Annotated in this window: 5 protein-coding genes; all 5 read left to right on the forward strand. The window is 71.8% G+C overall.

Features of this window, described 5'->3' with window-relative positions; genetic code table 11:
* The first annotated feature begins 51 nt into the window (after positions 1-51).
* The gene (locus A5680_RS08390) at positions 52-3,552 is read left to right on the forward strand and encodes a non-ribosomal peptide synthetase (protein WP_067818186.1); all 3,501 of its coding nucleotides are present in this window, start codon (positions 52-54) and stop codon (positions 3,550-3,552) included.
* Positions 3,549-4,313, forward strand: coding sequence for a thioesterase II family protein (locus tag A5680_RS08395; protein ID WP_067818189.1), 765 nt, complete (start codon positions 3,549-3,551; stop codon positions 4,311-4,313). The genes A5680_RS08390 and A5680_RS08395 overlap by 4 nt, the downstream gene beginning before the upstream one ends.
* Entirely contained in the window at positions 4,306-5,616 is a 1,311-nt protein-coding gene (locus tag A5680_RS08400) for a polyketide synthase (protein ID WP_067818192.1), read from the forward strand. Before A5680_RS08395 ends, A5680_RS08400 begins: the two co-directional genes overlap by 8 nt.
* Positions 5,616-8,612, forward strand: a complete 2,997-nt coding sequence (gene mbtD, locus A5680_RS08405) for a mycobactin polyketide synthase MbtD (RefSeq protein ID WP_067818195.1) — start codon at positions 5,616-5,618, stop codon at positions 8,610-8,612. Before A5680_RS08400 ends, mbtD begins: the two co-directional genes overlap by 1 nt.
* Positions 8,609-11,237, forward strand: a 2,629-nt coding sequence (locus tag A5680_RS08410) for an amino acid adenylation domain-containing protein (protein WP_156675036.1), incomplete at its 3' end; no start/stop codon positions are given. The genes mbtD and A5680_RS08410, both read left to right, overlap by 4 nt.

Here is an 11,237-nt window from a genome sequence, read left to right on the forward strand (position 1 = left end):
GATAGGGTAACCAAAAACTTAGGGCAGCCTTTGCTAATCCAGGGAGGGTTCGTGGTGCGTGCCTCGGCGCGCTCGGAAGGCATCCGGGCAGAGGTGGCCGACCTGCTCGGCCTCGGCGTCGACGACGTCCACCCCGGTACCGATCTCATCGCCCAGGGCCTGGATTCCATCCGGATGATGACCCTCGCGGGCCGCTGGCGCCGCCGGGGAATCGCCGTCGATTTCGCCACGCTGGCCGCCACCCCGACGATCGAGGCCTGGTCAGAGCTGGTTTGCACGGATGCGCCGGCCGACTTCGCCGAGCACCAAGCCCCGGCGGCGGACACCCCGGGAGAGCCCTTCCAGCTGGCGCCGATGCAGCACGCCATGTGGGTCGGCCGCCAGGACAACCAGCCGCTCGGCGGGGTGGCCGGGCACCTTTACGTCGAGTTCGACGGCGGCCCGATCGACCCCGAACGGCTGCGCGCGGCGGCCACGGCGCTTGCCCGGCGCCACCCGATGCTGCGCGTGCAGTTCCTGCCCGACGGCACCCAATCCATCGCGGCGCCCGCCAGCCGATTCCCGGTGGCGGTCGAGGACCTGCGCGGCCTGGACGGCGACGGGGTCGACGAGCGGCTGGCCGCCATCCGCGACACCAAGTCGCATCAGCAGCTCGACGAAGCGGTGTTCGAGCTGGCCCTGACACTGCTCCCGGGCGAACGTTCGCGCCTGCACGTCGATTTGGACATGCAGGCCGCCGACGCCATGAGTTACCGCACCCTGATGGCCGACCTGGCCGCCCTGTATGTGGGCCACGAACTGCCCGCACTGAGCTACACCTATCCGCAGTATCGCCGCGCCGTGGAGGCGGAGGAGGCCCGGTCGCAACCGGCCCGCGACGCCGCCCGACAGTGGTGGGCGCAGCGAATCCCGCAGCTGCCGGACCCGCCGGCCCTGCCCGTCACCGGCGACCGGCGCTCGCGGCGCAGCACCCGGCTCTGGCACTGGCTCGACCCGCGGACCCGGGACGCCTTGTTTTCGCGCGCCCAGGCCCGCGGGCTGACCCCGGCGATGACATTGGCCGCGTCGTTCGCCAATGCCCTGGCGCGCTGGTCGACCACCTCGCGCTTCTTGTTGAACGTGCCGCTGTTCGGGCGTCAGCCGCTGCACCCCGACGTCGACTCGTTGGTCGGCGACTTCACCTCCTCGCTGCTGCTCGACGTCGACCTCACCGGCACGCGGACCGCGGCAGAGCGGGCGCGGGCCGTGCAGGACGCGATGCGGACCGCCGCCGCCCACTCCGCCTATCCCGGGTTGTCCGTGCTGCGGGACCTCGGCCGTCATCGGGGTGCGCAGGTGCTGGCGCCGGTGGTCTTCACCAGTGCGCTGGGGCTCGGCGACCTGTTCAGCCGCGATGTCACCACCCAATTCGGCGCGCCCGCGTGGATCATCTCCCAGGGCCCGCAGGTGTTGCTCGACGCTCAGGTCACCGAGTTCGACGGCGGCGTGCTGGTGAATTGGGATGTGCGCGAGGGCATCTTCGCCCCGGGCGTCATCGACGCGATGTTCGGCTACCACATCGACGAACTGGTTCGGCTGGCCTCCGCCGACGACAGCTGGGACGCCCCCGGGCCGTCGCCGTTGCCGGACGCGCAGCGCGCGGTGCGCGACGCGGTCAACGGCCGCACCGCCGAGCCCAGCGGAGAAGCGTTGCACGACGGGTTCTTCCGGCAAGCCGAGCAGCGGCCCGACGCGCCGGCAATATTCGCCGGTTCCGGTGACCTCAGCTACGCCCAGCTGCGCGACCAGGTGCGGGCGGTGGCCGGCGCGTTGCGCGCGGCCGGCGTCGGCGCCGGCGACACGGTCGCGGTGATGGGGCCCAAGACGGCCGAGCAGGTGCCCGCGCTGTTGGGCATCCTCAGCATCGGCGCGGTGTACCTGCCCATCGGCGCCGACCAGCCGCGCGACCGCGCGGAGCGCATCATCGAAACCGGCGCGGTGCGGGTGGCCCTGGTGTGCGGCGGGCGGCGCCTGTCGCCGCCCGTGCCGGAGCTGACGCTGGCCGACGTGCTGCGCGGCGAGCCGGCCGACATCGACTCGGGCAGAATCGATCCCGGTCAGCTGGCCTACGTATTGTTCACCTCCGGCTCGACCGGCGAGCCCAAGGGCGTGGAGGTGACGCACGACGCCGCGATGAACACCGTGGAGTTCATCGCCCGGCACTTCGAGATCGGCCCCGCGGACCGGTGCCTGGCCCTGTCCACCCTCGAAGGCGACATCTCGGTGATGGACATCTTCGTGACCCTGCGGACGGGCGGGTCGATCGTGGTGGTCGACGAGGCGCAGCGCCGCGACCCCGACGCGTGGGCCCGGCTGATCGACGCCCACCGGGTCACCGTGCTGCACTTCATGCCGGGCTGGCTGGAAATGCTGATCGAGGTCGGCCGCGGACGGCTGTCGTCGGTGCGGGTGATCCCGACCGGCGGGGACTGGGTCCGCCCCGAGTTGGCGCGCCGGCTGCGGGCCGAGGCGCCCGACGTTCGCTTCGCCGGCCTGGGCGGTGCAACCGAAACCCCGGTTCACAACACGATTTTCGAGGTCGGCGACCCGAACGCGTTGCCGCCCGACTGGACCGCCCTGCCCTACGGCGTGCCGCTGGACAACAACGCCTGCCGCGTGGTCAACGACGGGGGCGACGACTGCCCCGACTGGGTCGCCGGCGAGCTGTGGGTGTCCGGTCGCGGCATCGCGCGGGGCTACCGCGGACGCCCGGACCTCACCGCGGAGCGCTTCGTCGAGCACGCGGGACGAACGTGGTACCGCACCGGCGATTTGGCCAGGTATTGGCCCGACGGCACCCTCGAGTTCGTCGGGCGCGCGGACCACCGGGTCAAGATCAGCGGATATCGCGTCGAGCTCGGCGAGATCGAGGCCGCGATGCGGCGGCTGCCGGGGGTTGCGATTGCGGTGGCCGCCCTGGTCCCCGGATCCGGCGGGTCGGAGGTCCTGGCGGCCGCGGTCTGCCCGGAGAGCTCACGCGCTGCGGCGCCGACCGCCGAGCTTCTCCGCGCGTCGATGGCCGAACTCGTTCCGGCGCACATGATTCCGCGACACTTCGCGCTCCTGGAGCGCATCCCGTTCACCAGCGCCGGAAAGATCGACCGTCGCGCAGTCGCCCGCGAGCTGGGCGCCGCGGTCTCGCTGTCCGAGCGGACCGGCTTCCGGGCCCCGTCGACGCCGCTGGAATCGGCCCTCGCCGCGCTCCTCGGCGATCTGCTCGGCGCGGATCAAGTCGGGCGCGACGACGACTTCTTCGCGCTGGGCGGGGATTCGGTGCTGGCCACCCAGGCCGTGGGCCGGATCCGGACCTGGCTGGACACCCCGCACATCATGGTCGCCGACATCTTCGCCAGCAGAACCGTTGCGGCCCTTGCCGAATTGCTCAGCGGGCGTGAGCGGGACGCGGCACGGCTGGATCAGGTGGCTGAGCTGTACCTGGAAGTCATCCACCTGGATGCCGACGCGGTGCTGTCGGCGGCGCATCAGACCGGGAAACCCGGGACGGCGCAATGACTTCCGAACCGCTGCTGAGCAGGCCGACCGAATTCGCACCGTGGATCAAGCGTGCCCCCGCCCCGACCGCGAGCCGGCGCGCCGGCGCCACCGTCGTGTTTCCGCACGCGGGAGCCGCCGCGGCGGGGTACCGCGCGCTGGCGACCGCCCTGGCCGCGGGCGGTGACACCTACATCGTGCAGTACCCGCAGCGCGCGGACCGGCTGAGCCACCCCGCCCCCGACACCGTGCACGACCTGGCGCAGGGTCTGTTCGACGCGGGCCCGTGGGCGCGCGTCGCGCCGCTCAGGCTGTTCGGGCACAGCATGGGGGCCGTCGTGGCGTTCGAGTTCGCCAGGATCGCCGAATCCCACGACATCCCCGTGCAGCGCCTGTGGGTGTCGGCCGGCCCGGCGCCGTCGGCCGTCGCCGCGATGCCGCCGTTGCCCACCACCGACGACGGATTGCTCGCCGACATCGCCGATCTCGGCGGCACCGATCCCGACCTGCTCGCCGACGAAGAGTTCGCCGAGCTGCTGACCACCGCGGTGCGTGCCGACTACCAGGCGGTCAACCGCTACGAGTGCGCCCCCGGCGTGCGCATCAGCGCCGACATCCGCGTGCTGGGGGCGCGCGACGACCACCGCGTCGATCCGGAAGCGTTGCGGCTGTGGGAGAACCACACGGCTGGCGCCTTCGAGCTGTTCCTGTACGACGGCGGACACTTCTATCTCGACGAGCATCTGGATGCCGTCGCGGAACGGGTGAACGCCGATGTCTGAGCGGCCTTACGACGCCGACCCGGTGGTGATCGTCGGCATGGCCGTCGAAGCGCCCGGCGGCATCGACACCGCCGAGGGGTACTGGGAGCTGTTGTCGCAGGGCGGAGAGGCCCTCGGCCCGTTCCCCACCGACCGTGGTTGGCAGGTCCGCGAGCTGCTCGCCGGGTCGCGGCGCAGCGGCTTCAAGGAAATCCATGACCGCGGTGGATTTCTCTCGGGTGCAACGACATTCGACCCCGAGTTCTTCGGCATCTCGCCGCGCGAGGCCGTCGCCATGGACCCCCAGCAGCGCGTTGTGCTTCGGGTGTCCTGGCGCGCGCTGGAAAACAGCGGCATCAACCCCGACGACCTGGCCGGGCACGACGCGGGCTGCTTCGTCGGCGCCTCGGCCACCGGATACGGGCCGCAGATGGCCGGCTTCTCCGAGCACAGCGGCCACCTGCTCGCCGGGACCGCGCTGAGCGTGATCTCCGGCCGGGTCGCCTACACGCTGGGGCTGGCCGGACCGGCGCTGACGGTGGATTCGTCGTGCGCGTCCGCGTTGGCGGCATTCCACGTCGCCGTGCGGTCGGTGCAGAACGGCGACTGCGACCTCGCGCTGGCCGGCGGCGTCAACGTGCTCGGCTCGCCGGGATTCTTCGTCGAGTTCTCCAAGCAACACGCCCTCTCCGACGACGGCCACTGCCGCCCCTACAGCGCCCAGGCCAGCGGCACGGTGTGGGCCGAGGGGGCGGCGATGTTTGTGCTGCAACGCAAATCGGCCGCGCTGCGCGCCGGCCGGCAGGTGGTCGCCGAAGTCCGCGCCACCGCCGTCAACCAGGACGGCCGCAGCGCCGGGCTCAGCGCCCCCAGCGGTGACGCGCAGGTCCGCCTGTTCCGGCGTGCGATGGCGCAGGCCGCGATTCGGCCCGAAGACGTCGGCATGCTCGAGGGCCACGGCACCGGTACCCGCCTCGGCGACCGCACGGAACTGCGATCGCTGGCGCAAACGTACGGCGACACGGCGCCCGGCGGCGGCGCGCTGCTGGGCTCGGTGAAATCCAACGTGGGGCACGCCTTGGCCGCCAGCGGGGCGCTCGGGCTGGCCAAGGTGCTGGTCTCCGCGGAGCACGGGGCGATCCCGCCGACCCTGCACGCCGCGGACCCGAGTCCCGAAATCGACTGGGAGAGCCAGGGTCTGCGCCTGGCGAAGGACCTGACCCCATGGCCCGCGTTCGGTGGGCAGCGGATCGCGGCGACGTCGGCATTCGGCATCGCCGGTACCAACGCCCACGTGATCGTCTCCCTGCCCGAGGTCGCGTGATGCTGACGTCCCCCCTGCCCGACGCTCGCGTGCCCGTGCTGCTGTCCGCGCACGCCGAGGAGCTGATCGGTCAGGACGCCCGGGCGATCCTGGACCATCTGGACTCCGCGGGCGCCGATGCGGATGTCGCGGCGGTGGCGTCCAGCCTGCTGCGGCTGCGGCGGGTGCGACGGCACCGCGCGGTGGTTCGGGCGGCCGACCGCGCCGAGCTCGTCGCCGGGCTGGCCGCGCTGGCCCGCGGCGCGGAGCACCCGCTGGTCACCCGGTCGTCGATCGGCGTCGCACCGGGGATCGCCTTCGTGTTTCCCGGCCAGGGCAACCAATGGCAATCGATGGGCGCCGAAGCCTATCAACGGCTTCCGGCGTACCGGGCCGAGGCGGACCGATGCGCCCGGGCGTTTTTGGCCGCCGGGCTGCCGTCGCCGTTGCCCTACCTGACCGGGCAAGCCGACCGGGACTGGTCGCGCACCGAGATCCAGGGGGCGCAGTTCGCCCACGCGGTCAGCCTGGCCCAAGAATGGCGATTCCACGGCGTGCTCCCGGCAATCACCTTGGGGCACAGCCTCGGCGAGGTCGCGGCGGCCTACGTCGCCGGAACGATATCGCTGTCCGACGCGGTCGCCCTGGTTGGGGCCCGCGCCACCATCGTCGACCGCTTGACCGGTCACTACGCCATGGCGGTGCTGGGCACCGGGGTCGACGACGCGGAGTCGTTGATCGGCGAAACGGTTGGCTGGCTGGAAGTCTCGGCGGTCAACGGGCCCTCGTCGACGGTGGTGTCCGGCGACCACGACGCGGTGGCCGCCGCGGTGCGGCGGGCCAGGCAACGCGGCGTGTTCACCCACCAACTGGCCGTGGACTATCCCGGGCACACCAGCGTCCTACGGCCATTGCGTCACCAGCTGGCCGAGCTGGTGCCCCGCTCGGCGTTCGGAGACAGCCCGGTGCGATTCGTCGGGTCGACCTTCGGCGCGGAGGTCGGCAGCGACCGCGATTTCGGTGAGTATTGGTATGAAAACCTCTGCAACACAGTGCGGTTCGATCGCGCGGTGGCGGCGGCGCAAGGGCTGGGCGCCACCATCTTCGTCGAGCTGTCCGCGCATCCCGCGCTGCTGTATCCGCTCGCCGACCTCATCGACGAGCGGACGACCCTGGCCGTCGGCTCGGGACACCGCGACTCGACCATCACCGACACGCTCGCGGCCAACATCGCCGCCGTCGCAACCGCCGATCCCGGCTGCCAATGGGCCAACACGATTCCGGGCGGCGTCCGCCGTCCCCTGCGCGGGTTCCCCAACGCGCCCATGCGGGCGGTGCACCTCTGGGCGGCGCCCGAACCGGCGATCGAGACCGCGCCCGCCGCGGCGCTCACGGTCGCCGTCGAGCATTGGCGGCGGGCGGCATCGGCGCCGGCGGGGGGCGCCGACATCGGCTTCCACGGCGCGACCGGCACGTTGGCCCAACGGCTGATCGACGCCGTTGAGGCGCACGACAACTGCCGGGTGGTGTCACCGAACGACGCCGAGATCCTGGTCGTGGCCGCCCCGACACTCGACGAGCCGGAGCCCGCCGCGGCGATCGAGCAGATCGCGCGCCGGCCGGACGCGGGACTACCCGACTACCGCGCGCTGATCGGCCCTCGGTGCCGGGCCGTGTGGCTGCTCACCGCCGGCGCCGAAACCGTCGACCGGCATGACCCCACGGCGCTTCCCGGGCAGGCGGCGCTGGCCGCCATGCATCGCAGCGTCGGCTTCGAGTTCACCGACCAGGCCTTCGGACATCTCGACCTGGCGGGGCGGGACGTCGACGACCCGACGGCGCGCGCCGCGGTCGAGGCGTTGCTCGGCGAGGTGGCCGAGGTGGCGTTGCGGGGCAATGGTTCGCCGCGACGCTACGTGCGAATCTTGCGGGAGTGCCGCGACTCGGGGACCGCGCCCCCCCTCGACGCGGCCGCGCTGGACGACGTGGTGATCACCGGCGGCAGCGGGGCGATCGGCTTGCAGTACGCCCGATACTGCATCGAACGCGGGGCGCGGACCGTGACGTTGTTGAGCCGCAACGGCATCGACGAGCCCACACTGCGCCGGCTTACCGACGGCCACGACGTCGACGTGCGCGCCCCGCGGTGCGATATCACCGACCCGGCCGCGCTGGCCGACGCAGCCGCCGGGCACCCCGGCGCGTCTCTGGTGATCCATACCGCCGGCATCGCCGAGGCCCGCACGCGCGCCGAACTCACCGGCGCCGACGTCGCCGCGGTCTGCGCCGCGAAGGTGCGCGGCTTGGCGGCGCTGGCGGAGATGTGGCCGCTGCGGCCGGATTGCCGAATCCTGGCCTGCTCGTCGGTGTTCGGGGTATGGGGTGGCCACGCGCACGCGGCGTACGCCGCATCCAACCGCATGCTCGACGTCTTGGTCGCCCGGCTGCGCGGCGCGGGCCGCGACTGCGCGGCGATCCGGTGGGGCCTGTGGCAGGCCGCCGGCGTGGTGACGGGCGACGAGATCACCCGCACCGAACGCTCCGGCCTGATCGCGATGGCGCCCGAGCCGGCGATCGAGGCCGGCCTGCGCCGCTACGACGGCGATCCGCTGATCTTCCGCGCGGACTTCGACCGGCTTGCGGTCTTCTTCGAAAGCCAGGGCATGCCAATGCCGTTCACCACCGCCGGGGCCGCCGCCGCGGACGAGGACGGCGCGGCCAAGCCGCTCGGTGAGGTGGTGCGCGCCGAACTGGCCGCGACACTGCACCTGGGGGAGGCGGTCACGATCGACCCGAGCGCACCGCTCATCGACCTCGGCGTGGACTCGTTGCTCGCGCTCGACCTGCGCAAGCGGCTGCGTCGGACGGTCGGAAGATCGGTCCCGGTCGCGCGCATGCTCGGCGGCATCACCCTCGACGAACTGATCGACGCGTTGCGCGTCGACCCCGGTGACGGACCGCGACCGGACGCGCCACTCGACACCCCCGAACCGAGAAAGGTTGGACTCCCCGCGTGACGGACACCACCCGAACCGGCGCCCGTCTCGACGACGAGCGCCTGGAACTGTTGCGCCGCAAGATCGCCGAGCGCGGACTGGCCAGACCGGCCGCCGAGGCGCCCGCGTCCACCAAAGACGAACCGCGCATGTCCGTCGGCCAGCACCGGATGTGGTTCGTGCAGTCGGTGGACCCGGACAGCGCGCTGCTCAACGTCTGTGTGTCCTACCGGGTCACCGGGGTGGTCGACCTCCAGCGATTGCGGCGCGCGGTCGACGCCGTGGCCGCGCGGCACCAGGTGCTGCACACCACCTATGCCACCGGCCCGGACGGCGACCCGTATCCGGTTGTCCGCGAGGAGTTGCGGCCCGAGTGGGCCGAACACGATCTGTCGGAGTTGACGGAGCAAGCCCGGCGGTTGCGGCTGGACGTGCTGGCGCAACGGGACTTCCGCCGGCCCTTCGACCTCGCCAAGGATTCCCCGCTGCGGGTCACGGCGGCGCGCTTGTCGGGCGACGAGCTGATGCTGTTGATGACGGCTCACCACATCGCCTGGGACGACGCCTCGTGGACACCGTTTTTCACCGACCTCACCCGCGCCTACACCGACGACCTCGGTGCTCTCCCCGCCATAACCGCACCCGCGCCGGACGAAGCGGCCGATCCCGGCGCGGACTTCGAATATTGGCGGCCCCTGATGGCGAATCTGCCCGAGCCGCTTGAGCTTCCGGGACCCAACGGGTCGGTGGTGCCAAGCACCTGGCGTGCCCAGCGTGCCACCACGCGGTTGGCGGCGGCCACCGTCGACAAGGCCGCGGCGCTGGCGCGCGAGACCGGCGCCACCCCGTACATGGTGCTGATGGCCGCCTTCGCCGCGCTGGTGCACCGTTACACCCAGTCAACGGACTTCCTGGTCGCCGCCCCCGTGCTCAACCGCGGCGTCGGGAGCGAATCCGCCATCGGCTACTACGGAAACACCGTGGTGATCCGGCTGCGGCCGCAGCCCCACCAAACATTCCGGGAGCTGCTGGCCCAAACCCGCGACAGCGCGGTGGGCGCCTTCGCCCACTCGCGCGCCGACCTGGACTGGCTGGTGCGCGAGTCCAATCCCGATCGTCGCCACGGCGCCGACCGGATGACGAGGGTGAGCTTCGGGCAGCGAGAGCCCGACGGCGCCGGCTTCTGCCCGCCCGGCGTGCGGTGCGAGCGCGGTGAGTTGCGCGGTCAATTCAACCAGCTGCCATTGAGTTTCATGATCGAGCTGGACCGCTCGGCCGGCGGCGGGTCCGTCGAGGCCGAATACCTGGTCGAGGTGCTTGATCAGCGGCTGGTGGAGCAGCTGCTCCGGCACTACGGCGTATTGCTGGATAGCGCGCTGACCGACCCCGATGCAGCGCTGTCGGCCTGCGCGCTGATGGACGCCGACGACGCCGAGTGGTTGCGCTGGGCCTCGACCGGGGCGGCGTTCGAAACCCCGGCGGCCACCCTGCCCGCGCTGGTCACCCGCCGGGCGGCGCGTTCGCCCGACGCCATCGCCGTAGTCTACGAGGGCCGCGAGTACACCTACCGCGAGATCGACGAAGAGTCGAACCGCCTGGCGCACTGGCTGATCGAGCGGGGGATCGGCACCGAGGACCGCGTGGCGGTGCTGCTGGACAAGTCACCCGAATTGGTCATCACCGCGCTGGGCGTGCTCAAGGCCGGAGCGGTCTACCTGCCGGTCGACCCCACCTACCCCGAGGATCGCCTGACCTTCATCCTGGGCGACGCCGACGCCAAACTGGTGCTGCGCGAGCCGGTCACCGGGCTGTCGCGGTACCCGGCCACGGCGCCGGCCGAGCTGCTCCGCCCGCTGAGCCCCGACAACACGGCCTACCTGATCTACACCTCCGGTTCGACCGGCCTGCCCAAGGGTGTTCCGGTGCCGCACAAGCCGATCGCCGAGTACTTCGTCTGGTTCGGCGAGGATTACCACGTGGACGAAACCGACCGGCTGCTGCAGGTCGCCTCGCCGAGCTTCGACGTGTCCATGGGCGAGATCTTCGGCACATTGATCATGGGCGCCAGGCTGGTGATCCCGCGCCCCGACGGGCTGCGCGACATCGGCTACCTGACCGACCTGCTGAGCCGCGAAGGCATCACCTCGATGCATTTCGTGCCGTCGCTGCTGGGCCTGTTCCTGTCGCTGCCCGGCGTCAGCCAGTGGCGCACCCTGCGGCGCGTGCCCATCGGCGGCGAGGCCCTGCCGGGCGAGATCGCCGACAAGTTCCACGCCACCTTCGACGCGCTGCTGTACAACTTCTACGGACCGACCGAGACCGTCGTCAACTGCACCAGCTTCCCGGTGGAGGGGGCCCAGGGCACCCGGGTGGTGCCCATAGGACGCCCGAAGATCAACACGCAGGTGTATCTGCTCGACAACGCGCTGCGGCCCGTCCCCGCCGGCGTGATCGGCGAAATCTACATCGGTGGAACGCATGTCGCGCACGGATACCACCGCCGGCCCGCATTGACGGCCGAGCGGTTCGTCGCCGACCCGTTCACGCCGGGCGCCCGGTTGTATCGCTCCGGCGACCTCGCCCAGCTCGATGCGGAAGCCGCGGATCTTGACCTGTTCGTCGGCGCGCCCGACGAATTCGATGTCC

The sequence above is a fragment of the Mycobacterium sp. E2989 genome (assembly GCF_001667595.1).
GTDB lineage: Bacteria > Actinomycetota > Actinomycetes > Mycobacteriales > Mycobacteriaceae > Mycobacterium.